This window comes from Pseudarthrobacter naphthalenicus, from assembly GCF_029076445.1.
Taxonomy (GTDB): domain Bacteria; phylum Actinomycetota; class Actinomycetes; order Actinomycetales; family Micrococcaceae; genus Arthrobacter; species Arthrobacter naphthalenicus.
In genome coordinates this window covers 1-24,304 of the sequence record NZ_JARESG010000033.1, presented here as the reverse complement: position 1 = coordinate 24,304, position 24,304 = coordinate 1, and the positions used below count along the sequence as shown (strand labels likewise).

The 24,304-nt window shown below is 67.7% G+C and carries 24 protein-coding genes; 9 read left to right on the top strand and 15 right to left on the bottom strand.

The features are described 5' to 3' along the window. Window positions 1–152: 152 nt before the first annotated feature. Entirely contained in the window at window positions 153–1,409 is a 1,257-nt protein-coding gene (locus PY310_RS19795) for an MFS transporter (protein ID WP_275216280.1), read from the bottom strand. 14 nt (window positions 1,410–1,423) lie between these two features. After that, a complete protein-coding gene (locus PY310_RS19790) occupies window positions 1,424–3,580 on the bottom strand; it encodes an elongation factor G-like protein EF-G2 (protein ID WP_275216279.1) in 2,157 nt (718 codons plus the stop codon). 148 nt (window positions 3,581–3,728) lie between these two features. On the opposite strand from PY310_RS19790, the gene PY310_RS19785 reads away from it, so the two are divergent. Beyond that, on the top strand, window positions 3,729–4,313 hold the full coding sequence (locus PY310_RS19785) for a hypothetical protein (RefSeq protein ID WP_275216278.1): 585 nt from the start codon (window positions 3,729–3,731) through the stop codon (window positions 4,311–4,313). Window positions 4,314–4,354: 41 nt separating this feature from the next. Here the strand turns inward: PY310_RS19785 and PY310_RS19780 are convergent, their stop codons facing one another. Further along, window positions 4,355–5,293 carry a 5'-3' exonuclease gene (locus tag PY310_RS19780; RefSeq protein ID WP_275216277.1) on the bottom strand — a complete coding sequence of 313 codons (939 nt, stop codon included), beginning with the start codon at window positions 5,291–5,293 and terminating at the stop codon, window positions 4,355–4,357. 102 nt (window positions 5,294–5,395) lie between these two features. Beyond that, a complete protein-coding gene (locus PY310_RS19775; RefSeq protein ID WP_275216276.1) occupies window positions 5,396–5,695 on the bottom strand; it encodes a putative quinol monooxygenase in 300 nt (99 codons plus the stop codon). 110 nt (window positions 5,696–5,805) lie between these two features. On the opposite strand from PY310_RS19775, the gene PY310_RS19770 reads away from it, so the two are divergent. Then, the gene (locus PY310_RS19770) at window positions 5,806–6,675 is read left to right on the top strand and encodes an HAD hydrolase family protein (protein WP_275216274.1); all 870 of its coding nucleotides are present in this window, start codon (window positions 5,806–5,808) and stop codon (window positions 6,673–6,675) included. A 28-nt stretch (window positions 6,676–6,703) separates the two neighbouring features. On the opposite strand, the gene PY310_RS19765 is transcribed toward PY310_RS19770, so the two are convergent. The 4 genes from PY310_RS19765 to PY310_RS19750 all read right to left on the bottom strand — a co-directional run bounded on the left by PY310_RS19765 (window position 6,704) and on the right by PY310_RS19750 (window position 9,762). Then, window positions 6,704–7,441, bottom strand: a complete 738-nt coding sequence (locus PY310_RS19765; RefSeq protein WP_275216272.1) for an anti-sigma factor domain-containing protein — start codon at window positions 7,439–7,441, stop codon at window positions 6,704–6,706. Beyond that, window positions 7,428–8,006 carry an RNA polymerase sigma factor gene (locus tag PY310_RS19760; protein ID WP_275216271.1) on the bottom strand — a complete coding sequence of 193 codons (579 nt, stop codon included), beginning with the start codon at window positions 8,004–8,006 and terminating at the stop codon, window positions 7,428–7,430. Before PY310_RS19760 ends, PY310_RS19765 begins: the two co-directional genes overlap by 14 nt. A 50-nt stretch (window positions 8,007–8,056) precedes the next feature. Next, window positions 8,057–8,767: a class F sortase gene (locus PY310_RS19755; RefSeq protein ID WP_275216269.1), complete on the bottom strand. Its 711-nt coding sequence runs from the start codon at window positions 8,765–8,767 to the stop codon at window positions 8,057–8,059. A 131-nt stretch (window positions 8,768–8,898) separates the two neighbouring features. Beyond that, entirely contained in the window at window positions 8,899–9,762 is an 864-nt protein-coding gene (locus PY310_RS19750) for a DUF4397 domain-containing protein (RefSeq protein ID WP_275216268.1), read from the bottom strand. Window positions 9,763–9,946: 184 nt separating this feature from the next. Here PY310_RS19750 and PY310_RS19745 point away from each other — a divergent pair, with 184 nt between their 5' ends. From PY310_RS19745 to PY310_RS19735, 3 genes are all read left to right on the top strand, one after another. Next, a complete protein-coding gene (locus tag PY310_RS19745) occupies window positions 9,947–11,089 on the top strand; it encodes an ABC transporter permease (RefSeq protein ID WP_275216266.1) in 1,143 nt (380 codons plus the stop codon). Next, window positions 11,086–11,817, top strand: a complete 732-nt coding sequence (locus PY310_RS19740) for an ABC transporter ATP-binding protein (RefSeq protein WP_275216265.1) — start codon at window positions 11,086–11,088, stop codon at window positions 11,815–11,817. Before PY310_RS19745 ends, PY310_RS19740 begins: the two co-directional genes overlap by 4 nt. A 101-nt stretch (window positions 11,818–11,918) precedes the next feature. Continuing rightward, complete coding sequence (locus PY310_RS19735) at window positions 11,919–12,563, top strand: TetR/AcrR family transcriptional regulator (protein WP_275216264.1); 645 nt, start codon at window positions 11,919–11,921, stop codon at window positions 12,561–12,563. Here the strand turns inward: PY310_RS19735 and PY310_RS19730 are convergent. The 3 genes from PY310_RS19730 to PY310_RS19720 all read right to left on the bottom strand — a co-directional run bounded on the left by PY310_RS19730 (window position 12,507) and on the right by PY310_RS19720 (window position 16,496). Then, window positions 12,507–12,971, bottom strand: coding sequence for a phage tail protein (locus PY310_RS19730; RefSeq protein WP_275216263.1), 465 nt, complete (start codon window positions 12,969–12,971; stop codon window positions 12,507–12,509). The two genes, PY310_RS19735 and PY310_RS19730, sit on opposite strands and share 57 nt — an antisense overlap. Before the next feature lie 108 nt (window positions 12,972–13,079). Then, on the bottom strand, window positions 13,080–15,086 hold the full coding sequence (locus tag PY310_RS19725) for a vWA domain-containing protein (RefSeq protein WP_275216261.1): 2,007 nt from the start codon (window positions 15,084–15,086) through the stop codon (window positions 13,080–13,082). Between the two features lie 21 nt (window positions 15,087–15,107). Then, entirely contained in the window at window positions 15,108–16,496 is a 1,389-nt protein-coding gene (locus PY310_RS19720) for a sigma 54-interacting transcriptional regulator (RefSeq protein WP_275216260.1), read from the bottom strand. A gap of 92 nt (window positions 16,497–16,588) precedes the next feature. On the opposite strand from PY310_RS19720, the gene PY310_RS19715 reads away from it, so the two are divergent. Both PY310_RS19715 and PY310_RS19710 read left to right on the top strand, forming a co-directional pair. Next, window positions 16,589–17,260 (top strand): MSMEG_4193 family putative phosphomutase, encoded by a 672-nt coding sequence (locus PY310_RS19715; RefSeq protein WP_275216259.1) that lies wholly within the window; start codon window positions 16,589–16,591, stop codon window positions 17,258–17,260. A gap of 31 nt (window positions 17,261–17,291) precedes the next feature. Beyond that, window positions 17,292–17,993 (top strand): SCO1664 family protein, encoded by a 702-nt coding sequence (locus PY310_RS19710; RefSeq protein ID WP_275216257.1) that lies wholly within the window; start codon window positions 17,292–17,294, stop codon window positions 17,991–17,993. Between the two features lie 66 nt (window positions 17,994–18,059). Here the strand turns inward: PY310_RS19710 and PY310_RS19705 are convergent, their stop codons facing one another. Beyond that, window positions 18,060–18,719 carry a cyclodeaminase/cyclohydrolase family protein gene (locus PY310_RS19705; RefSeq protein WP_275216256.1) on the bottom strand — a complete coding sequence of 220 codons (660 nt, stop codon included), beginning with the start codon at window positions 18,717–18,719 and terminating at the stop codon, window positions 18,060–18,062. 79 nt (window positions 18,720–18,798) lie between these two features. Here PY310_RS19705 and arfB point away from each other — a divergent pair, with 79 nt between their 5' ends. Then, the gene (arfB, locus tag PY310_RS19700; protein ID WP_275216254.1) at window positions 18,799–19,221 is read left to right on the top strand and encodes an alternative ribosome rescue aminoacyl-tRNA hydrolase ArfB; all 423 of its coding nucleotides are present in this window, start codon (window positions 18,799–18,801) and stop codon (window positions 19,219–19,221) included. A gap of 99 nt (window positions 19,222–19,320) precedes the next feature. On the opposite strand, the gene PY310_RS19695 is transcribed toward arfB, so the two are convergent. Continuing rightward, complete coding sequence (locus tag PY310_RS19695; protein WP_275216252.1) at window positions 19,321–20,112, bottom strand: helix-turn-helix transcriptional regulator; 792 nt, start codon at window positions 20,110–20,112, stop codon at window positions 19,321–19,323. 76 nt (window positions 20,113–20,188) lie between these two features. Between PY310_RS19695 and ilvD the strand changes: the two genes are divergently transcribed. Then, window positions 20,189–22,060: a dihydroxy-acid dehydratase gene (gene ilvD, locus PY310_RS19690; protein WP_275216251.1), complete on the top strand. Its 1,872-nt coding sequence runs from the start codon at window positions 20,189–20,191 to the stop codon at window positions 22,058–22,060. A gap of 23 nt (window positions 22,061–22,083) precedes the next feature. Here ilvD and PY310_RS19685 read toward each other — a convergent pair whose 3' ends face one another. Together PY310_RS19685 and PY310_RS19680 are read right to left on the bottom strand one after the other, a co-directional pair. Then, window positions 22,084–23,442, bottom strand: a complete 1,359-nt coding sequence (locus PY310_RS19685) for an MFS transporter (protein WP_275216250.1) — start codon at window positions 23,440–23,442, stop codon at window positions 22,084–22,086. Beyond that, window positions 23,439–24,089, bottom strand: a complete 651-nt coding sequence (locus tag PY310_RS19680) for a dihydrofolate reductase family protein (RefSeq protein WP_275216249.1) — start codon at window positions 24,087–24,089, stop codon at window positions 23,439–23,441. Before PY310_RS19680 ends, PY310_RS19685 begins: the two co-directional genes overlap by 4 nt. Window positions 24,090–24,304 lie beyond the last annotated feature (215 nt).

Genomic DNA, 24,304 nt, shown 5'->3' with positions numbered 1-24,304 from the left:
CAACAAGGCCTGGAACAACTGAAGAACCGGGGGTTTTTCAATGAGGCAACGAAACCCTCAACCGGAGGTTTTCAGATGAGGCAACGAATAAGTCTTCCCGGAGGTATTGCAATGAGGCAACAGGGGGCGCCTCACAGCGTCCCGCCGCTGCGTCAGAGGGGTGCCTCAGAAGCGGCTGCAGCGGTGTCGGCCGGCGAGCGCCGCCGGCGGCTTGCCAGCAGGAACGGCACCGCGAACAGTCCGATCACCCCGCTCAGGGCCAGCGACAGGGAGTACCCGTACACGTCTGCCGTGCGGCCCATCACCGGCTGCACCACGATCCCGCCGCTGGATCCCATCAGGGAATCGAAGCTCAGCACTGTTGCCCGCTGCCTGGAGGAGATCATGTCATTGAGGTAGGCCTGCCGGACGGGCGTGGCTGCCGCGGTGACCAGCGCCCACAGGGTCAGCAGCAGCAATGCCACCCAAAACAGGCGGGTGAACCCCAGGGCCATCAGGAGGAGCCCGCCCAGCGCACTGGTGGCCACCAGGACCGTGGTCCGCTTGCGGACCAGCCGCCGGACGGTCGGTGCCAGCCAGCCGCCCACCACCTCGGCGCCGGCAACAATGGCCGCCGCGAGGCCGGCAATGGAGTAGGCCCGGGGGTCACCGAAGAGTTCGAGGAGGAACGGCTGGAGCGCGTAGAAGACGTAAATGCCGACGCCGGCGCTGAACGGCGCCGCGAGCATGATGTACCGGACGGGCGGGTTCTTCAGGCCGCCGTCGATGGATGCGGTCAGCACCGCCCTGGTGGCCTGCAGCGGATGCGGGGAGCGTTCCGGCGTGAACCCCACGTCATGCATCAGCAGGAACGCCACGGCAAACATTGACAGGAGCACTCCGACGCGCAGCAGGAACGGCACACCCAGGTTGGTGGCCTGGGCAATCACGCCGCCGGCCGCCGAGCCCACCAGCATGGCGATGCCTGACACCATCTGGCCCCTCCCGAGCACCGTCTCCAGGTTGCCTTCGTAGGCCGAGAAATGCAGGGCATCCACCAGCCAGGCCTCCACGGCTCCGGAAAAGAACGTAAAGCCCAGGCCCAGCAGGACCGACACCACCGCCCACGCCCAGAACGGCGCGGAGAGCTGCCAGAGGAGGTAGTAGAGGTACGTGGACACAGCCAGTGTGACCGTCCCGAGCAGGAACGATGCCCGGCGCCCCCAGCCGTCGGCGACCACCCCGGTAGGCACTTCAAAGAGCACCATCCCGGCGGTGAAAAATGCGTTGGCGGTGAAGGCCTCAAGGTTGGTCAGCCCGGCATCCAGCAGGAAGAGCGTGTTGATACCCCAGATGAACGAGGCCGCAAGGGTGTTGCCCAGCGTGAGGGTGAGGTAGATGCGCTGGATCTTGCGGGCGGCGGCGTTCACGGCAAAGCGGCTTGTCAGCTGCTGGGTACAGGCTCATGGCGCAGGTAGCGGCGCCGGAACCGGCCGGTTCCCGCAGTCAGCGCCCGCAGCTCCACCGCGTAGCGCACCAGTTCCTGGTCCGGGACGTCGGCATTGATTTCGGTCAGCTCGCCCTCTGCCGAGGCTGTGCCGGTCAGCCGTCCGCGGCGTCCGGAGAGGTCGCTCATGACGGCCCCCACATGCTCGTCCGAAACGGTGATGCTGACCGAGGAGACCGGTTCAAGGAGCTGGATACGGCCCGCCGCTGCCGCCTCCCGCAACGCCAGGGCACCGGCGGCCTGGAAGGCAGCGTCGGACGAATCAACGCTGTGGGCCTTGCCGCCCAGCAGGGTCACGCGCAGGTCCACCACCGGGAAGCCGGCGGCAAGCCCCTTCTGCATCTGGGCCCGCACGCCCTTCTCCACGGAGGAGATGAAGGTTCCGGGGATCACCCCGCCCACTGTCTTGTCCACAAACTCGAACCCGCCACCGCGCGCCAGCGGTTCCACAGTGATGTCGCAGACCGCGTACTGGCCGTGGCCGCCGGACTGCTTGACGTGCCGGCCATGGCCCTCCGCGGGGGCGGCGAATGTTTCCCGCAGGGGGGTCACCACGTCCTGCGTATGCAGTTTCACGCCCTGCTCGCGCAGCCTCTCCAGCACCACGTCCGCGTGGGCCTCACCCATGCACCACAGGATCAGCTGGTGTGTTTCGGCGTTCCGCTCCACCCGCAAGGTGGGGTCCCCCGCGGCAACTTTAGCCAGGCTCCGGGACAGGGCATCTTCGTCACTGCGCGAGTCAGCCTCCACGGCCACCGGCATCAGCGCTTCGGGTATTTCCCAGGTGGACAGCAGCAGCGGCTGTTCCCTGGCGGAGATGGTGTCGCCCGTCTCGGCACTTCCCAGTTTGGCGAGGGCACAGATGTCCCCGGCAACGCACTGCGATACGGGCCGGAGGTTGGCGCCCAGCGGGGAGTACAAATGTGTGACCCGCTCGTCCGTATCGTGATCCTGGTGGCCGCGGTCTGCCAGCCCGAACCCTGCAACATGCACCGGGGTGTCCTCCCGCAGGGTGCCCGAAAATACCCGGACCAGGCAGACCCGGCCCAGGAAGGGATCAACGGTGGTGCGGACCACCTCTGCGGCCAGCGGCCCGTCCGGATCACAGGACAGGTCGGCCGCCGGAGCGCCGGAGAGATCCGTGACCTTGGGCAGCCCGCGTTCCAGCGGCGACGGGAACGCCCGGGTCAGGACTTCCATGAGTTCGGCGGCCCCCAGGCCGGTGACGGCCGAGGTGGGAACCACCGGGAAAAACGAACCGCGGGCGACGGCGGTTTCCAGGTCCGTGACCAACACCTCAGTATCGATGTCCTCGCCACCGAGGTAGCGGTCCATCAGCGTCTCATCCTCGCTTTCGGCGATGATCCCCTCGATCAGCTGGCCCCGTGCAGCTTCCGAGCCGGCAAGCTCGCCGGGGTCCGCGTCCCGGGGCGGGGTGCCTGCTTCCCCCTCGGAGTAGTCAGAAACCGTGCCCTGCAGCAGTCCCAGCAGTCCGGTGATCTCTGCACCGCTCCTGACCGGGACGTAGAGCGGCACCACGGATTCGCCGAACGCCTGCCGGCAGGCGGCCAGGACCCCGTCGTAATCCGCCCGGGGATGGTCAACGCGGGTGATGGCCACGGCCCGCGGCATCCCCACGTGCTCGCATTCACCCCACAATGCCGTGGTGGTGGCGTCAATGCCATCCACGGCAGAGACAACAAAGAGGGCCGCGTCCGCCGCCCGCAGCCCTGCCCGCAGTTCCCCGATGAAGTCGGGATAGCCCGGCGTGTCCAGCAGGTTCACCTTGATGTCGTTGATGACCAGCGGCACCACGGCAAGCCCCACCGAGCGCTGTTGCCGGACGGCGGCGGGGTCCGAGTCGCTGATGGTGGTCCCGTCGGCGATGGAGCCTTTGCGGGAAATCATGCCGTGCGCGGCGAGGAGCGCCTCGATCAGCAGGGTCTTCCCGGCGCCCGAGTGCCCGATGAGGGCCACGTTGCGCACCTGGCCCGGGCTGTCTGCTGCGAGGCTGGCCGAAGCGTCTCCCCGCCGCGATTCGGGTCCGCTCCGCCCCGGTATCCGTGCCGCGTCCTTTGCGCCTTTCACTGACATGGGAACCTCCTGGCGTCTGCCGTGCACCGGGCCGAATCGTGTACTTTGATTCGACACCTTTGCGCTCTGATCGGCAATAGGTTCCCGCGCCATGGGGTTCCTTGCGGGAGGATAATGGCTGCCGGGAGACTGGCCTGAGGAGGTCCGTATGCAAGCGCCGCCGCCGCGCATCACCGTGGAGGTTCCGGTTCTGGCGGTGGGCTCCGGCCCGGCCGACTACGAGTCACTGGGTGGCCTCGTCGAGTCGCTCCGCAAGCCCCAGGGTCTTCACCTGACCCTGCTGCATGTTGGCATCCTCGAGGACCTGGCACGCGAGATTGAGGACTGGACCAAGGGCATCACCCCGGCAGACCACGCGGCCCGGGTAACGGTTCGCTGGCTGTATTCCTTGCCTGCGCTGGACGGCTTCGACGCAACCTCGGACCGGCTGATTGCGCTGGGCGGCGGCCGGATTGCCGGACTCGAAGTGCAGGTGCCGCAGCACGTGCACGACTACCAGGTTTCCCTGGTCCAGGGTCTGCGGGAACTGTTGGACGGACTCCTCGTGGACAACGTGGACGACTTCATTCTGGGTTCGCCGGCCTTGGGCTTCCGGTATCCCCATTGGGTGCCCCACGTCGCGGTCGGACGGCCGCCGCTGCGGGAACGCGGGCCGTGGGACATCCGGACGGTCTCTGTCTCCTGCGGCCCGTCCCGGATCCGGAACAGCCGGTTCCTGCCGGCCCCGGATTAGTGCCGGACATCCGCGAGAGAAATTAGGTCACGGGCACGCCGTCACGCACGAAGGTCCAGGGCGGTCAGGAGCCGGGCCATCGAGCCGCCCAGGTTCCACTCAACGGCGAGCCGCTCAAGTTCGGTCCGCGGTTCCCCGGTGACGGGCCGCAGTGCCGCCCCTGCCTCCTCCAGTGAGGGCAGCGCCAAATCACGCACCACGTTTACCACCGCAGGCGCCACCTGGAGATAGTCACTGGCAGCGCCAAGCTTGGCCCGCACAGAGGCGGACAGGCCGCTCCCCGGATCCGCCGCCGCGGCCAGCAATCCCTCCAGCGTGCCGTACTCGCCGAGGAGCGCCGCTGCCGTCTTCTCGCCGATGCCGGCAACACCCGGCAGCCCGTCCGAGGCGTCGCCGCGGAGGGTCGCGTAATCGGCATACTGTTTGGGCAGCACCCGGTACTTACCGGCCACGACGGCGTCAGTCAGGACCTCGAGGTTCCGCATGCCGCGCGCGGTATAGATGACCCGCACCTGGCGGTCGTCGTCAACAAGCTGGAAGAGGTCCCGATCGCCCGTCACCACGTCCACGGGAAGCCCGGCGGCGCTCGCATAGGTTCCCACAACGTCGTCGGCCTCGTGGTCCGCAGCCCCGACGACGGCGATGCCGGCGAGCTCCAGCACCCGGCGGATCATGGGAAGCTGTGCCTCGAGGGCGTCCGGCACCACCTCGAGGTCGGGGGCATTCGCCACCAACTCAGCCACCCGGTGCGCCTTGTAGGTCGGGATGAGGTCCACCCGCCACTGCGGCCGCCAGTCGTCGTCCCAGCACGCCACCAGATGCGTTGCCCGGTAATCAGTGGTGAGCCTGGCGATCATGTCCAGGAGGCCGCGGACGGCGTTGACCGGTGTGCCGTCGGCACGGCGGATGGTGTCGGGCAGGCCATAAAAGGCGCGGAAGTACAGGGACGCGGTATCGAGCAGCATCAGGCGTTGGGTCATAACTGATCCTGACACGGAAGCAGCCGTCGCAGGCAGAGGCCAGCGGCTTCCGCCCCGGACGCGGGTTTGGCCCCGGACCGGGGCCCGGGCTTATTCCGCGGCCTATTCCGTGGCTTCGAAAGTCTGGATGGTGCGGCGCTCCAACCGCGGGATGATCTGGGATGCACCGATGCTCTGGACATGGTCATAGTTGCGGTGGGCCGCAAAGCCGGCCGCATCCGTGTAGCGCTCCAGAATGACGATCTGGGCGGGGTCCTCCGTACTCTGGAAGAACTCATAGGACAGGTTGGCTTCTTCCGCGCGGGTGGCTGCAGCCATCTCGCCCAGCAGCCGAAGGACGGTTTCCGTTTCCTCGGGCTTAACCGTGTAGCGCACCACTACCTGGAAGTATGACTGTGCCATCTCAGCGTTCCTTGCTCCTTGGGTATCGACCCGGGGTGGAACCGGCGGCCACATCATCGTAGCCGCCCGACCGGTCTTCGAGCGGGAACGCCCCTGTAGAATCCGGGATTATGAGCTTCCACCCCGGCACCTCCACAGCAGGCGCCTCCACAGCAACCGTCCGTGCCATCTTCCTTGACGTCGACGGCACCTACGCGGACTACGGGGTGGTCCCCGAGGGCCATGTCCGGGTGGTCCGTGCCGCGCGCTCGGCCGGGCACAAGGTCCTGCTCTGCACCGGACGTCCTGTCTCCATGCTGCCGGCGAGCATTCTCGCGGCCGGCTTTGACGGCCTGGTGGCAAGTGCCGGCGCCTACGCCGAAGTGGACGGCGAGGTCCTGCTGAACCGCCGGTTCCCTGCCGGGCTCGCCGCCAGGACGATGGCCGTCCTGGACGGGCACCGGGCCGTCTACATCCTTGAAGCCCAGGATTCGCTGCATGTCGCCCCGGAAGCCGAGCCGCGGCTGCGGGCCATCATCGAAGAGCACTTCCGCCGCGCACCGGACGGACATGCGCAGGGCTCCTCCGCCATCCTTGGCTCCGTGCGCGCCACGTCAGAGCGCGCGGGCACGGCCTTCGCCAAAATATCGGTGTTCGAAGCACCGGTCCCGTTGGAGCAGATTGCCCGGGAAATCGGCGCCGGCATTGCCGTGGTGGCCAATTCAATCGCCAACGAGGGGCGGCACTCGGGCGAGCTGTACCAGAGCGGCATCAGCAAGGCCGACGGCGTTGCCGCCGTCATCGCCCGGCTGGGCATCGAACAGGAAAATACCGTCGCCGTGGGTGACGGCCAGAACGACCTGGAAATGATCGCTTTTGCGGGGGTGGGCATCGCCATTGAAGGGTCCTCGCCGGAGCTCCTCGCCCTGGCTGACCGGGTGGCGGCACCGCCGCACCGCGAAGGCCTGGTGGACGCGTTTGCCGAACTTGGCCTGATCTGAGGCATAACCCGGCGGACGCGCCCCGGACTCAGGAGTTCAGCGTGCCCCGGACGATGCTGACCGTTGAGTGCGCCGGGTTCCCGTCCAGCGGCTCGTCAGAGACATCCACCACGGGGAAGTCCGCCAGTTGCAGGCCGGCCGGCACCTCGAAGGTACCTGAGTCCGAATTCATCACGCCGAGGCTGACCAGGCGCGAGAGATCCGGAGCGATCAGCCAGACTTCCTGGTAGCCCCGGGCTTCGTCCTTGCTGAGTTTCACTTCCAGCATCCGGGAACCGTCCGGCTCCCTGACCACTTTCGCCGACCCGGTGGCGGAGTATTGGGCCAACGGTGTCAGCGTCGCCTGGGCAAGCGGTTCCGGGACCCGGTTCAGCGCCCACAGCCCAGCTCCGGCCACAAGCAGCGTGGCCGCAGCGGCGGCAAGCCAGGTGCCGGGACGCTGCCACCAGCGGTCCCGGCGGCGGCGCGCAGCACGTGCTGCGAGCGGCGCAGGCGCAGCCGGCTGCTCCGGTTCGGGACCCAGCGGATCTTCCTGCACTGCCTGGGACAGGCCCAGTTCCCGATGTATGCCGGCCCACACCTGCGGGCCGGGGACCTCAAGTCCGCTGGCGTCAGCAGGCGCCTTCACGGCGGTTACCGCGCGCCGCAGGGCCGCGTAGTCCGCCGAGCAGGCGGCGCAACCGCGCAGATGCTCCCGGCCCTCGTCGTCCAGCCAGTCGTCATACAGGGCAAGGAGGCTCAACCGGTCCGGATCAAGGTGCGGCATGGTCTACCTCCAATCTGTTTCTCAGGTGCGACAAGCTGCGTCGGATATGGCTCTTGACCGTACCAAGCGGAAGTGCCAGTCTCCGGGAAATCTGTTCGTGCGTGAGGTCTTCGAAGAAGGCGAGCTTCATGATGGACCCCTGAGGTTCACCGAGCCTGTCCAGTTCGCCGTCCAGGAGCAGCCTGTCCGCCAGAACCTCGGCTGCCTCCTGCCCCGGATCCGCCTCACCGGAACCCCGCACCCCGGCGACCGCCAGAACCTTCCGGATTTCCCGTGTGGAAGCGGCGTGGGCGTCGGCGATGACATTCCGGGTGATCCCGACGATCCAGGCGGGGAGCCGGGCCACCTGGGGGTTGAACGTGCCCCGGGACCGCCACACCCGGATGAAGACCTCCTGCGTGACGTCATCAGCCGCGGATCGGTCCCGCAGGGCCCGGAGGGCAAGCGTCTGCACGAGCGGCGCGAACTCACGGTAGGCCGCTGCCAGGACCTGCTCATCGCCGGCGATGAAGGAGGAGGTCAACGCGTCGTCCCATCCGGAGGACGCCTGGTCAGGGAGTGCCAACCTGGACTCCTTCCCGGCCCCGTTGACGAGAACCACGGCCTCATCAACGCTCACTGAGGAACCGCAGTGACAATCACATTGTCGCTGTAGTCCATTCGTTCGTCCAGCCACCGGCCGCCGCAGGTCACCACCTTCAGTTCGTGCGGACCCGCGCGGCGGAACAGCGAATCGCCGTCAAAACTGTCCTTGGCCATCAGGTCAACCGAGACCACCCGGTAGGTCAGGGCCGGCGCGTCCTTCCGTCCCACGCGGATCATCGTCCCCGCTGCCAGGGTCTTCAACCGGGAAAACGGTGCCAGGTCCGATTTTGTGTCGATGTGTCCGGCTATCACGGCGGTCCCGGCGGCAGCTCCGGGGGCCGCCCCGTACCGGTACCACCCGGCCTGGTCGAAGGTGTCCGGCAGTTCCATGGCTGCACCATCCGCCACACCCACGGGTACAACGGTCATGTTGATTGACGTGCCGGCCACCGTGAGGGAGGTCGGAACAGGCGGCGCCGCATCGGCCGGCGGCAGTGTGGCCGGCCGCACCGGGATCACGGCGGGAGGGCGGACCGTGGCAGTATCTCCGGGCGGCGCAGCTGCCGCGGGCGTGGAATCCCCGCCTGCCGCGCTTTGGTGCGTGGACGGCGCAGAGGGGGCGGCTGGAATGGCCGGGGCGCAGGCCGGAAGCAGCAGTGCCGCCGCAGCGGCCAGGGCAACCCGCCACGGAAGGCGGGCCCGACGGCGGGACTCACCTGCCGTCGTCGTGCGTGGCTTCATGACCGGCCTTTCCCGCCGTTGAGTCTCACGTGTGGGTGAACGGAGAGGCCTGCCGCCGGCGCGTACCGGCGGCAGGCACTCATACTGCTGTTGGCGAATTTGCTCCCCGGCTTACCCGCCGGCGCCTGATATCAGCGTGCCCGCAGCTCGGCAATGGTGCGCGCCATTCCGATGCCTCCCAGGAGCAGGACTACCGCCAAAACGCCGAATCCGATGGTGACCACAAGCGGGCCAGCCGATCCGCTGACCGGGACGCCGGTGCTGGCGGCTGCGGCCTTAGGTGAGCCGTCACGGGCTCCCGGTACTGAGGCCGGCGCCGAGTGCAGCCCGTCGATCGTCTGGACGGCCAGTTGGAGGTTCTTGTCCGCCAGGCTGCCCCAGGCGTAGACAATGGTGTGCGTGCCCTCGGAGACTGTGACATCGGCCGGCCCGATCACCGGGGCGGTGGTGCCGGTTGCTGCCACCGCAGCTGAGATGGTTCCCGGGCCCAGGCTGAGGGTCTGCCCGGCGGGGTTGGCCAGGTTGGACACCACAGGGGCGCCGCCCGCGAGCACATCAACGGCCGGGGCCGCGGCCAGGTGCCGCACGGTCAGCTTTCCCTTGCCCGCGTCAATCCGGGAGACGTCATTGGTAAAGAAGTTCGCGGCGGGCTTGCCGGTGGCGTCCAGGTTGGCCACCGCGGTGTAGTTCCCGCCCGCGGCGAGAGTCACGCTGACCGGACCGATGACGGGAGCCGAAGCATTGGCGGCGTCGGCGGCGGTGATGGCGAGTTCGTAGGCTCCGGCCGGCAGCGCCAGCGGGCCGGCAAGGCTGCCGGGGGCGAAATCATCCAGGGTGCGGGCGCCGTTGACCCAGACGTCCACCGTCAGTCCGGGCACTCCGTGCAGCACTGAAAGCCGGGCGTCCCCGCCGTCGGCCTGGGCAGGGCCGGCCAGGGCCATTGCTGCTGCAATTGCCACTGCTCCGGCTCCGGCCGTGAAAATGCTTCTGCGCATGTCCTTCTCCTCGTTTGGCCCGCGGGCGGGCTGCTTTGCTTACACCCCTACTACCGGGCCAACGATGGGTTTGGATGCAGGGCTGCCGGATTTGAACCACACCCACTTTCCTGACATGCTGTCAGAAAGATGCCGACAGCATGTCAGCAACTCTCTCATTCTCCTCTGAACCTAGGATTCCCCCATGTTCCTTGCACTCCGCGAACTCATCTTCGCGCGCGGCCGCTTCAGCCTGATGGGCGGTGTCATTGCGCTGATCGCCGTCCTCATGGTGATGCTCTCCGGCCTGTCCTCCGGCCTTGTCAATGACGGCGTGTCCGGCCTCAAGTCGATGCCGGTCACCGCCTTCGCCTTCGATGAAGGCACTAAGACCGATAACGCTTTCTCGCGCTCCGTCATCGATGACCGGCAGCTCAGCGCCTGGCGGGGCGTCGAGGGCGTGGCCGCCGCCGAGAAGATGGGCGTCGGCATGGCCAACGCAACCACCGATTCCGGGAAGCAGGTTGACCTCACGCTATTCGGCGTCCAGCCCGGATCCTTCCTGGAACCGACCCGTTCCGAAGGAGCCGGCCTCGGAGATACCGACGGCGTGGTGGTGTCCTCCACCGCCAAGGCCGAAGGCATCGACCTCGGAACGGTTCTGACGCTCGACCGGATCGGCACGAAGCTCAAGGTTGTCGGTTTCACCGACGGTCAGGCCACGTTCGGCCACGTCGATGTTGCGTATCTGCCCCTGAGGACCTGGCAGCTGATCGCCTCCGGTCAGGCGGCCGCCGGCGCTCCGAGCGCCGCGCAGCTGTCCGGACTCGATTTTGATACCGCCAGCGTGGTGGCCGTGCAGGCCAGCCCCGGCGCCAAGGTGGACCTCACCGCGGGCGATACCGCCGCCGGCACCTCCAGCAAGTCCCTCTCCGCGGCCTTCAATGCCTCACCCGGTTATGAAGCCGAAACCATGACCCTGAGCATGATCCAGGTGTTCCTCTACGCGATCTGCGCCCTGGTCGTGGGCGCGTTCTTCACCGTGTGGACGATCCAGCGCAAGCACGAAATCTCCGTATTGCGGGCCATGGGCGCGTCCACCGGCTACCTGCTGCGGGATGGACTGGCTCAGGCCGCGATCCTGCTGGTGGGATTCACGGCACTGGGCGTGGCTGCCGGGCTGGGCCTGGGCAGTGCCATGCCGGAAGCCATGCCGTTCGCTCTCGAGGCCGCACCCATCGCCAGCGCCACGGCCCTCACCATCGGCCTGGGCCTGCTGGGTGCCGCGGTGGCCGTGGTCCGAATTTCCCGGATCAACCCGCTCAATGCACTTGGAGGACAGCGATGACCAACCCCACACTCTCAGCAGCCGGCGCAGGCCTGGCCGGCACGCATCTCGGCACAGGCCTGTCCATCCGCCACGCCGTGATGGAACTGGGCGACGGTGACACCCGGGTGAGAGCCCTGGATGACGTCAGCCTCGACGTTGCCCCCGGCGAGTTCCTGGCCATCGTCGGGCCGTCCGGTTCCGGCAAATCCTCGCTGCTCGCCATCGCCGGCGCCCTGGCTTCCCCGGATTCGGGGACGGTCACCGTCAACGGCCAGGACCTCTCCCGGTTGAGCCAGGGCAAACGCGCCGCGTTCCGGCTGGCCAACATAGGTTTCGTCTTCCAGTCCGGCAACCTCATCCCGGCGCTGACCGCGGCGGACCAGCTCCGGCTGGTCAACAGGCTTGCCGGCGGACCGAAGCGCTTCGATCCGATGGCGCTGCTGGACTCCGTCGGCATGGCCCACCGCGCCGCCAACCGCCCCGGCCAGCTTTCCGGCGGCGAACGGCAGCGTGTAGGCATCGCGCGGGCACTTGTCTCCGGAGCGAAACTGCTCCTGGTGGATGAGCCCACCGCATCCCTGGACCGGGCACGCAGCCGCGAAGTGGTGGAGCTCCTTGCACGGCAAAGCCGCGAACATGGCGTCGCCACCGTCATGGTCACCCACGACCATGACGTCCTGGGCCACTGCGACCGGATCGTAGAAATGGTGGACGGCCGTTTAGGGCTTCCCGCACCGGTCAGCTAACACATCCGGGCCCGGAAACGACGATGGCGGCCTGCTCAGCGGGCCGCCGTCGCGCGTCGTAGTCTTGATGCGTACCCCAGCCAGTGTCAAAGGATCACCCAATGCCCAGAATAAGTGCCGCCACCGTAGCGGAGCACCGCGCCGCACAGGAACGCGCACTGCTGGACGCCGCCCACGAACTCCTGCAGGAAACCTCGGAAGCGCCCACGATGGCCGAGGTCGCCCTGCGGGCAGGACTGTCCCGGCCCAGCGTTTATCAGTACTTCGGCTCCCGCCAGGACCTCCTCCAGGCCCTGGTCCGCGACATTTTTCCGCGCTGGACCGAACGCGTCACCGGCGCCATGGCCGAGGCACCCACCAAAGCCGACCGCATCCTGGCCTACGCCACGGCCAACGTGGACCTCGTCGCCGAAGGAGCCCACGCCGTCGGCTCAGCATTGGCCACCCTGGCTCCCGGTGAGGAACTCGACGAGCAAGCCACGCGGATGCACCGGCAGCTCCAGGAACCGCTGATAGAAACCCTCACGGAGCTTGGGGTCGCCGACCCCGATTCACTGGCAGGGATGATCAACTCCGTTGTTCACGCCGGCACCCGCATGCTCGAATCAGGGCAGACGCTGGAGCAGGTCCACTCACACCTCAGGACCTTGCTTGGGCCGTTCGTGACAGAACACCGCGGCGGCCCGGTGTCAGTGCTGGCCCTTGATCACAAAGTAGGAACCGCGGATGGTGCCGGCCAGCTTTGACTTTTGCCGCGCGAATTTAAAGCTCGATGCCAGCTCCTCCGGAATCTCCATGCCGTCGGAGAGCTTGAACCCTACTGCCCGCTTGCTGCCATCCTCGATGCCGTACATCACGTTGATGGACAATCCGGACTCGTAGAACACATAGGCCATCCGCGTCCCGTCCACCTCGAAGTCCGAGACCTCCAGCGGACGGGCAGCGATGGAGATGTTGCGTTCGCTGGAGAGAACCCCGTGGATCCAGTCGAGTGTCCGGGGCGCTTCGTCCGCCGGCTGGACGGTGAAATCGTGATCGAACTTGTTCTTGAAGTACCGGGCCTCGTTGGCGCGCAGGCCGGCCAGTGCGTCGGCAACGGGTGACGACTCCAGCCCTACGGTGGAAACGTTCTTGAAATCGACTGTGTACGGCATGCATCCTCCTGGGAATTTTCCTTCCCACATCGTCGCAGATCCTGAACCTTCCGCGGCCATCGCCACCGCCGCCGGCGGGCATTCTTCAGCCGATGGGTGACGGAAGGCTTAGGAGGCCCAGTCGGCGTCGTCGTAGGGATGGTCGCGGAAGTGCGCCCTGAGGTACTCCCCCACCACGGCTGCTCCGAGGTCGCCGGCGTCGGGGGCAACCACCCGGCCGTCCACCCGGCGGGCCATCCGCTGGACAAACCGTTCGAGCCCGGGGTCGTTACCCAGCCGGAAGAACGTGGTCTGGGTGCCTGCCCGGCCAAGGCGGTCGAGCTCGGCGATAGTCAGGCGAATGGTTTCCGGGGCAGGCGGGTAGTCAAACCACGAGTCTCCGTCCGGGAGCAGGTGCGCGGTGGGCTCGCCGTCGGTCACCACCAGGAGGACGTGCTGCATGGACGGGTGCCGGCGGAAGAAGCGATTGGCGAGCAGCAGGCCGTGGTGCAGGTTTGTTCCCTGCTCCCGGCGGGAGGCCAATGCGGTAAGTTCACCGATGTCCCTGCTTTGCGCGTAGCGGCCGAAGGTGATCAGTTGCAGCCGGTCCCCTCGGAACCGGCTTGAAACCAGGTGGTGCAGGGCCAGTGCGGTGCGTTTCATCGGCACCCACCGCCCCTCGGCCGCCATGGAGAACGAGACGTCCACCAGCAGCACGACGGCGGCCTGGGTGCGTGCCTCCGTCTCCGCCACCTCGATGTCCCCGGCGCTGAGCCGCAACCCGCTGCCCGGATCGCCGCCGTCGGCCGTGGTCCGGCGGATGGCATTGGTGATGGTGCGGGTGACATCCCAGGGCTCCGCATCCCCGAACTCCCACTGCCGGCTGGACCCGGTCTGCTCACCTGCGGCGCCTGCCAGCCGGGTCTCCCGGCGCCCCTGCCGCCCGGAGAGCTGCTTGGCGGTATCGCGCAGCAGCGACCTGCCGAGCCGCCGCATCGCCTGCGGGGACAGCCGGAGGTCGCCGTCCGCCCCGCGCCGCAAGTAGCCGCCGTCCTGCATGGCGCGCTCGATCTCGGCGAGGGTGCGCGCTGTCACCGCGGCGTTCTGGCCGAGCTGCCGGGCGAGGGCATCCACATCCAGGTCATCCAAACGTGAGCCGTTGTAGGACTGGGAGAGCTGTTCGGACAGCTCGTCGAGTTCGGCGATGTCCTGGAGCACGCCGGTGCCATCCCCCAGCCCCAGGCCCTCCTGCCCCTCGAACCGTTCGGAGCCGGTCCAGTCCTCGCCGGGGCGCAGGGCCTGCAGGTTGGCATCGAGCCGGCCCAGCTGTGCCATGAGTTCGGGCGAGCCGAAGGCCTGGGCGGACAGGCTCATCAGCTCATCCCGCTGCTCCGGGGACATCGATTGCAGGAGCCGCTGGGCTGCGGCAGCACGTTGGGCAAGGGAATCAATCAGTTCCTCGACCGACTCCGGGTTCTCGGGGAAGAACTGGCCGTGCTTGGCCATGAACTTCTGGAAGTCCGCGTCGGTGTCCTCGCCGCGGCGGTGTTTGTCGAGCAGCCCGTTGAGGTCCTGCAGCATCTCGGCCACGGCCGCCCGGTCCTCCTCCGTAGCCCCCTCGAGTGCCTGTTTCATGCCGGCGAAACGCTGGTCGAGGACCTCGCGGCCCAGCAGATCCTTGATCCTGTCGTAGGCCTCCCGTGCCGTACTGGACTGCCAGTCGTAGGAGGCCAGCTCATTGACGGCTGCGGCCGTGGACCGGGGCAGGTTCTCCAGTTGCATCTCGCGGAAGGCGCGCTCGGTGTTGTCCATCATGGCGTCCCGGGCCAGTTGCTTGCGCTCCTCCAGGACGGCGGTATCCAGCAGCTTCTTCACCTCGTTCAGAGTGCCGTCCAGCCGGTGGCGGCTCAACAGGTCGCTGCGGCGCTGCTGAACCCGCCGGGCCAGGTCATCCAACCCTTCCATGTGCCGGCCGCCGCGCCGAAGGTATTCCTGCAGGGCGTGCCTGGGCGAATACCCGGCCATGACGTCCTCGGCCACGGCATCAAGGGCCTCGGCCAGGTCCACCGGAGGGGCAAGGGGGTCCGGCCCTCCCGTGTATCGGCCGTATTTGGAGGATCGGTGATGGAAGCTCATGATTCGTCTCTCTTCGGACTGCTAACCGTAGATGGTTTCCTCGTCGTCGGACTCCTTTGAGATCCGCCGGGCGAGGTAGAGACCTTCGAGGGCAAGCTCGATCGCCGCGGCACGCTGGCCGTCATTTTGGGCGCCGAGCCTGTTACTGATCTCGTCGTAAAGGGCTGACCCGTTGAGCGAGGGGAGGTTTTCCAGGAACTCGCGGGCGGTGACCTGATCTCCGGTGGTGACGGTCCGGTGTCCGTCCAGGGCGGCCACGAGCGGTCCCAGGTCCAGGCCCTGGTAGTGCGCCCGCACCGCCTCCGCTGTGGCCGTGCGCAGGAGGTGGTCAAGAACCGCCTGTTCGCGGCCCTCCTCCCCGGATTCGAACTCGATCTTGCCGGTCAGGACGTCAACAGCGGTTTCCAGGTCGATGATCCGCGCCACCGCCTTATCCTCGCCGCGCACACTGGCCCGGCGCAGGGCTGCGGCAGCAACCGTTTCGGCCCCCGCGATGGCGAACCGTGCCGAGACCCCGGAGGTCTGGTTGACGGCCGGCGACAACCTGAGGGCGCGGGTGTACCGGGCCAGTATTTCGAGGATAACCGGGGGGACGTCGGCAACGAGCTGGCCCTCCTGCCGGATCACGGCGACCTCGTCCTCGAGCTCAATGGGGTAGTGGGTGCGGATCTCCGCCCCGAAGCGGTCCTTCAGCGGCGTAATGATCCGCCCACGGTTGGTGTAGTCCTCCGGGTTGGCGGAGGCCACCACCAACACGTCAAGCGGCAGCCGCAGCACGTAGCCGCGGATCTGGATGTCGCGTTCCTCCATGACGTTCAACATCGATACCTGGATCCGCTCGGCGAGGTCCGGCAGTTCGTTGATGGCGACGATGCCTCGGTTGGAGCGCGGGATCAGGCCGTAATGGATGGTTTCGGGGTCTCCGAGCCGGCGGCCCTCGGCCACCCGCATGGGATCAACATCGCCGATCAGGTCGGCAACAGAGGTGTCCGGCGTCGCGAGCTTCTCGACGTAACGCTCCGAGCGGTGCCGCCACGCCACCCGCAGGCGGTCACCTTCGGTGAGGGCCCGGGCGCGCGACTGCTCGGTAATGGGTTCGTACGGGTGTTCGTTCAGTTCCGAGTCCTCGATCACCGGCGACCACTCGTCCAGCAGCCCGGCGAGGGTGCGCAGGAGCCGGGTCTTGCCCTGCCCGCGTTCACCGAGCAGGACGACGTCATGCCCGGCGATCAGGGCGCGTTCGAGCTGGGGCAGGACTGTCCGGCCGAATCCATATATCCCGGGCCACGGATCCCGGCCGGCGGCGAGCGCGGCCAGCAGATTGTCGCGGATCTCATGCCGCAGGTCTTTCCGGACATGGCCGGCGGCCCGCAACTCACCAACAGTAAAAACATCGGGGCGATCACTCACCTTTCTACGGTAGACCCCAAACCAGCAGGGAATCGAGCAATTCGCCACAATTCCTGCCCGGCCGGACGCGGGGAAGGTTACGCTGGATTTTGATGACTGCAGCCCCTCCCCCGGGACATCCGGCCCCGGCGCCGGACCCACAGGACACCCTGCTGCTGCTGGTGCGGCACGGTGCAACGCCCACCACCGGCATGGTGCTGCCGGGGCACGCCCCGGGACTGCATCTGTCCGACCGGGGACGCGACCAGGCCGCACGCGTGGCGGAACGCCTGGACGGCCTGCCCCTTGACGGCCTCTACTCCTCGCCGCTGGAACGCGCCCGCGAGACCGCCGCGCCCACGGCCGCCCGCAGGGGCCTGGAAGTGCGGGAACATGCCGGCCTGATCGAGTGCGACTTCGGGGACTGGACGGGCGCCGCGCTCGCCGACCTGGCGGTCCTTCCGCAGTGGCAGACCGTCCAGCACAATCCCTCGGCCTTCCGCTTCCCGAACGGGGAGAGCTTCGTGCAGATGCAGGCACGCGTGGTGGGGGCGCTCGAGGCACTTTGCGCCGCCAACCCCGGGGGCGTGGTTGTATGTTTTTCCCACGCCGACCCCATCAAGGCGGCTCTTGCCCACGCCCTGGGCACGCATTTGGACCTGCTCCAGCGGATTGTGGTCAGCCCCGGCTCCGTGTCCGCCATCTCCTTTGTGGCTGGCCGGGCACCGGCGGTGCTGCTGGTGAACTCCACCGCTGAACCGCTGAGTGGACTGAGGGTGCCGTGAACGTGCGGCCGACCGTGGAAGGGTGCGGCTGGTGCCCGGCCGCGAGCTGACCCTGCTGAACCAGGGCCGGGTGGAGGTGCTTGGCCGGATCCTCCGCAGCAGCAATGAGACCTTCCTGGTCCGGGTCTCCCGAGGGGCGGATTCCGGGCGTGCGGTCTACAAGCCTGAGGCCGGCGAGCGCCCGCTGTCCGATTTCCTGCCCGGGTTGTTTCGCCGGGAACGGGCGGCGTACCTGCTCAGCGAGTACCTGGCGTGGGGTCTGGTTCCCACCACGGTAATCCGCGACGACGCGCCACTGGGCATCGGGTCGCTGCAGTGGTTCGTCGAGTGCGACTTCCGGGAGCATTATTTCACCCTGTACGCTGACGCCCCGGAGACCCACCGCGAACTTGCCCGGATTGCCCTGTTCGACTACATCACCAACAACACGGACCGCAAGAGCGGGCACGTGCTGCGTGGCGACGACGGGCGGATCTGGGGAATCGATCACGGGCTGTGCTTCGCCGCGCCGTTCAAGCTCCGCACCGTCATCTGGGACTTCGCCGGAGAACCGATCCCCGGCGCCCTGCTTGAGGACCTCATTCCGCTCGCCGAGGCCGTGCCGGCCGAGGTGGCGGAACTTCTCACCCAGGCCGAGGTCGCCGCACTGCAGCGGAGGGTACGGCGGGTCCTGCTGGACGGGGTCCTGCCCGTGGACCAGACCGGCATGCGGTACCCGTGGCCGCTGGTGTGAGGTCAGGTGTGAGGTCAGGTGTGAGCTCAGGCCGGGGACGCCGCAAACCATGGCATCGGATCGGCCCTAACCGGCATCTGTCGGGGCGGCGCGGTGGTCTATCCCTGCGGCCAGGTCATCAATCCGGTCAAGAGCGGTAGTGAGCCGCTGGACTGTCTCCCACAGTTTCGGATGCTGCCCGCGGACCTCCTCGAGAGTGGCACCTGCGGACGTGAGCGCGCCGAGGTCAAAACTCACGTTGGTGCGTGCCCCGGTGACCGCGGCTCTGAGGGCACCGAACGCGACGACGACATCGGCAATGAGGGCAGGGTTGCCGTTGGCAGCGAGCCAGCCCAGATCCCCGATGGCTGCGATCGCCTGGTCGCCGAGCACTGCCGATGCCTTCGCAGCGTCCACGGAGGCCCGGTGGATGGCGTCCTCGCGGTCCGGTCCCGGCTCCTGGTGGAACGCCGCTCCGAAAGCCTGCGAGGCGGCGGCGTCCTCGTCGGCCAGCCGAAGGGCGGTCCGGCGGAGCAGCAGCGCCCGTTCATGGATAGCGTCGAGCTCCGTCCGCTGGTGCGGGTCGGGTTCGGTGTAGCCGGCAACCATCGCTGTCAACGACGCGGCGATGGCCAGCATGACTCCGGTCCCGGCGCCGCCGCCGGGCGAGCCGCTGGACTCTGCCAGCGCCCGGGTCCAATCCTCTACCGTGGTGCGTTGCGTGGTTACAGCATCAGCATCGTCCACGACACCATTTTGCCTGCTCACGTCCGTGTGGAGCCGGGTGGCGGCGCCGGCGAAGCGCGTTTTGTGCGACGCTGGGTGCATGGATCTGGAGGTGTCGCCCGCGCTCATCATTCCGGCGGCGGAACTGGGCTGGCGGTTCTCCCGTTCGTCGGGTCCAGGCGGCCAGCATGTCAACACCACGGACAGCCGGGCCGAGCTCTCATGGAACGTCAGTGGCTCCGCGGTGCTCTCGGAAAGCCAGCGCCTGGCGCTACTGGAGCGGCTCGGACCACGCCTGATCGGCGGCGTGATCACCGTGACCGCTTCCGAGCAGCGTTCCCAGCTGCGCAACCGCGAGCTCGCGCTGGCCAAGCTCGCTGACCTTGTGCGGGCTGCCCTTGCCCCGGAAGGTCCCCGCCGCCGGCCCACCAAACCCACGCGGGGATCGAAATACCGCCATCTTGCAGCCAAGCAGCAGCGGTCGGCAACCAAACAGCAACGACGGCGGCCTTCCGCCGAGTAGCGCGGGTTTCGCGCCGCTGCGGGCGCTAGGCCGGGCTCGGCCAGACCTGCTCTGCGAGCGCAAGGACCAGGCCGAGTGCGGGGTTGTCCGAGGGACGGGTCAGTTCTCCGGCACAGGGGCGTACATGACCAGATGCAGTTCCGGTGCATCCGAGGGCACCAGACGGTGCTGTTCGTAGACCAGCCGGCCGGCGTCGGGATGCAGGAACACCCGCTGCCGGGAGGCGAAGCGCTCCACGCCGCGGTCCGCCCAAAGCCGGGCAAACTCGGGGCTGGCCCCGGTCAGGCGGGAGATCAGGGCCGTGTGGGCGGCGGAGCCGAGCCGGGCTCCCGCTTCGGCACGGAATTCTGCGACGAAATGGCGGGAGGTCTCTTCCCAGTCCGGCAGCATGTCGCGCAGGTGCGGGTCGGTGAAGATGAGCCAGAGGAGATTCCTGTCCGCCGGGCCGATGGCCGCGATGCGCGAATACAGGCCGGCGTAGGCCCGGTTCCAGCCCGCAATCCCCCAGTCCGGGGCCACGGCAAAAGCCGGGAAGTCCAGGGAATCCAGGAGCCGCTGCACATGGGCGGGCGCTTCCTCGATCGGGACGATGTCCGCCGCCGGCACCGGGGCGTAGCCTCCCAGAGCCAGCAGGTACGCGTTCTCCGCTGCTGTCAGCTGCAGCACCCGCGCGATGGCTTCGAGGACCTGGCGGGAGGCGTTGATCTCCCGGCCCTGCTCGAGCCACGTGTACCAGGTGACACTCACGGCGGCAAAGGAGGCAACCTCCTCGCGGCGCAGCCCCTGGGTGCGGCTGCGCCCAATGGGCGGCAGCCCCAGCTCGGCCCGCACCAGATTTCCTCGCCGGTCACGCAGGAACTGCCCCAGCTCCCGCCGTCGTTCATCACTCACCCCAAAAATCTAGCACTCCCACTACTAGTACCAGGACCGTCTTCCACCGCAGCGGCGGCACTGGTTGACTGCTTCCATGCCTCCACTACGCTCACGAACAGTCACCCACGGCCGCAACATGGTCGGCGCACGCGCCCTGCTCCGCGCCGCCGGCGTCAACGGCGACGATTTCGGCAAGCCGATCATCGCCGTCGCCAACAGCTTCACCGAATTCGTCCCCGGCCACACGCACCTCCAGCCCGTGGGACGCATCGTTTCGGACGCCATCATTGAGGCCGGCGGCATCCCGCGCGAGTTCAACACCATCGCCGTCGATGACGGCATCGCCATGGGCCACGGCGGCATGCTGTACTCCCTGCCCTCGCGCGACCTGATCGCCGACTCGGTCGAGTACATGGTCAACGCGCACTGCGCCGACGCCCTGATCTGCATCTCCAACTGCGACAAGATCACCCCCGGCATGCTGATGGCCGCGCTGCGCCTGAACATCCCCACGGTTTTCGTCAGCGGCGGCCCGATGGAGGGCGGCACGGCCGTGCTGGTGGACGGCACCGTCCGGAAGCGCCTCAACCTGATCTCCGCCATCGCCGACGCCGTCAACGACTCCGTTTCCGATGAGGACCTGCTGCGGATCGAGGAAACCTCCTGCCCCACCTGCGGTTCCTGCTCGGGCATGTTCACGGCCAACTCCATGAACTGCCTCACCGAAGCATTGGGCCTCTCGCTGCCGGGAAACGGCACCACGCTGGCCACGCATACCGCACGCAAGGACCTGTACCAGGACGCCGGCAAGGCAATCGTGGACATCACCAACGCCTACTACGACGGCGACGACGAGTCCGTGCTGCCGCGGGCCATTGCCGGCCGCGCCGCGTTCGAAAACGCCATGACCATGGACATCGCCATGGGCGGCTCGTCCAACACCATCCTGCACCTGCTCGCCGCAGCCCAGGAGGCCGAGCTGGACTTCACGCTCGAGGACATCGATGCGATCTCGCGCCGCACCCCCTGCCTGACCAAGGTTGCCCCCAACGGCGACTACCTCGTCGAGGACGTCCACCGCGCCGGCGGCATCCCGGCCATCCTCGGTGAACTGGACCGCGGCGGGATGCTCAACCACGATGTGCGCTCCGTGCACGGCCCGGACCTGCGCTCCTGGCTGGACGACTGGGACATCCGCGGCGGCAAGGCGACCAACACCGCCGTCGAGCTGTTCCACGCGGCGCCCGGCTGCGTCCGCTCAGCCACTGCATTCTCCCAGTCCGAACGTTGGGACACGCTGGACACGGACAGCGCCAACGGCTGCGTCCGGTCCGTCGCCAATGCGCACACCGTGGAGGGCGGGCTGGCCGTGCTGCGGGGCAACATTTCGGTGGACGGCTGCGTGGTGAAGACCGCCGGCGTGGATGAATCGATCTTTAAGTTCTCCGGGCCGGCCGTGGTTTTCGAATCGCAGGACGACGCCGTGGAAGCCATCCTGAGCAAACGGATCGAGGCAGGCGACGTGGTGGTGATCCGCTACGAAGGCCCGCGCGGCGGCCCGGGCATGCAGGAAATGCTGTACCCGACGTCGTTCCTCAAGGGCCTGGGGCTCGGCGCCAAATGTGCGCTCATCACCGACGGCCGCTTCTCCGGCGGAACGTCAGGACTGTCCATCGGCCACATCTCTCCCGAGGCGGCCGCGGGAGGAGCCATCGCCCTCATCGAGGACGGCGACATCATCACCATCGACATCCCCGCGCGCTCCATCGCGGTGGAAGTGTCCGACGCCGAGCTTGACCGCCGCCGTGAACTGCTGGAGGCGGGCAGCGGCTACCGGCCCCGCAACCGTGAGCGGGCGGTCTCACCGGCGCTCCGGGCCTACGCCGCCTTCGCGCTCTCGGCGGACAAAGGGGCCGTGCGCCACGTGCCTCTCGAACCGCTCCCCGCGGCGGTGACAGTGGGCTGACAGGGGTTCGGGGAAGCGGCGGGTCACCTGGCAGTGTCCGCCGCTTCCTCCGCTTCTGCCGTTCCCCCCGAGTAGGACGCCGAGACGCGGCGGTACACCGGAGTCAGGAAGGCCAGCAGGGCGGCCACCACCATGATGATTCCGGCCACCAGGAACACCAGCGCTATGCCGCGCGAGGTGCCCTCGCCCAGCAGCGGGGCCAGCTGGGCCGCGCCCTCGGCCGACCGCGCATACGGGATGATCCAGAACTGGGCGATCGGCGCAATGAGGAAGGCCGTGATCGGTGCCGCCGCTGACTCAAACGCCATGGCGAACCCGAACACCCGGCCCTGCCGCGGCAGCGGCACCACCCGCTGGATGACTGTCTGCTCTGCAGCCTCCACAACGGGAACCAGGACCAGGTAGAGCCAGATGCCCGCGATGTACAGCCAGGCCCATTCCCGCACTGTGAACACGGCGCCGAGAACGCCCATCAGGATCACCGCGATGAGCATGGTGCGCAATGGATTGGACCCGAGCCCCAACTTGCCCACCAGCGCGCCGCCCACGATGAAGCCGGTGGCGCCCAGCGCGAAGTAGGTCCCCCAGAGCTCCACGGGGAACATCTCCAGGCCGTAGGGATCCATCAGCGCCATGTAGACCCCGCCGATAAAGTTGTTGAAGGTTGAAAACAGGATCAGCGCGAACAGGCCGGCGATGGCAAGCACGGCGGCGAGGGACCCGCGCAGGTCAAAGCTGCCGTGTGCATCCGTGGCCGCCGCACGCACCTCTTCGGGCATGCGCAGTGTGAGGAGGTGCGCGAAGGCCAGCGCGGTGAGCACGAGGGCGACGACGATGGTCCAGCCCATGCCCACCAGCCCCACGGATAATCCGGAGAGCACCGAAGTGACGATGAACATCAGCCCCTGCACCATGCCCACGAGCCCGTTGGCATTGGCCCGCCTGTCGGGCTCGATGAGAATAGTGACGGTGGTGGACAGGGCGATATTGCGCATGTTCTCCACCACCGCACCGACCAGGATGATCAGCGTGAAGAGCCAGAACCACGGCCCGGCCAGGTCCAGCAGCCTGGCGGCCGGTGTCAGCAGGAACATGACCCCCGCCAGCACAAACATCACCAGGGTGAACCCTGCGGCGAAGCGCATGACGGCCAGCTTGCGGTAGCGGTCCACGAAGGTGCCGAAGCCGATGCTGGAGAGCGCGATCAGCAGCATGTACAAACCACCCACCACGCCGGTGGCGATCACGTTGCGCGTCCCCAGGTACACCCAGAACGTCAGGGCGAACCACAGGTAACTGGTGGTGATATTGGCAAGGGCAGTATTCACCAGGATTCCGGTGAACGTGCGGGACCGCTGTGCCGGGCTGCGCAAGGACGTCATCCCGTCCGCTGTTCACCGGGTCCGCGGGCCGGCGGCCCGGTGAGCACCGTGGGGACGTACTCGAGCAGCTGGAGCCGGCCGTCGAAGGTCCTGCTTTCGACCATTTCGAGCGCGACGTCCGGATAGCCGTCGTAGATCCGCTCCCGTCCGGTGCGGCCGGTGATTACGGGGAACACCACCACCCGGAACCGGTCCACCAGACCGGCCGTCAGCAACGAGCGGGACAGGCTGAGGCTGCCCAGCGTGCTCAGCGTGCCGGTGCCGGTCCTTTTCATTTCCCTCACGGCCTCCACGGCGTCCCCGGTGACGAGCTCCGAGTTCGGCCAGGCCAGGGGCGCCGGCAAGGTGGCGGAGAAGATGATCTTGGTAACGGCGGCGAGGCCGGTCAGGCTCGCACCCTCTTCCCGGGAAAATGCGGAGCCGTCCGCTTCGGCGTCCGCCGCCATGCCGGACATCAGCCGGTAGGTGTTCGCCCCCATCAGGATCGTGTACCGCTTCGCCCCCTCCTCCTCAAGCCAGGCCAGGTATTCCGGCCCTTCCAGGCCCCACCAGCCCGGCCATCCCTCGGCGGAGGCATAGCCGTCCAGGGAGATAATCAGGTCCACCATCAGCTGTGCCGATGACGCCCGGGTGGTTGTCCCGCTCATGTCCGACTCCCCGTTCTGATCAAGCGCCGGCTTCCGCTGCGCCGCGTGCCGGATATGTTAACCCCGGGGCATCGGCCGTTCAAGGGTTCGCGTTGACTCATAGAAAACCTCCGCGTAGCCGGATACGTTGCCTCAATTGAAAACCTCCGCGTAGCGGCGTGGTTTCCGGCGGTGGCAGCGGATGCGGGTTATGCCCGTTTTCATGGAGCTCACTA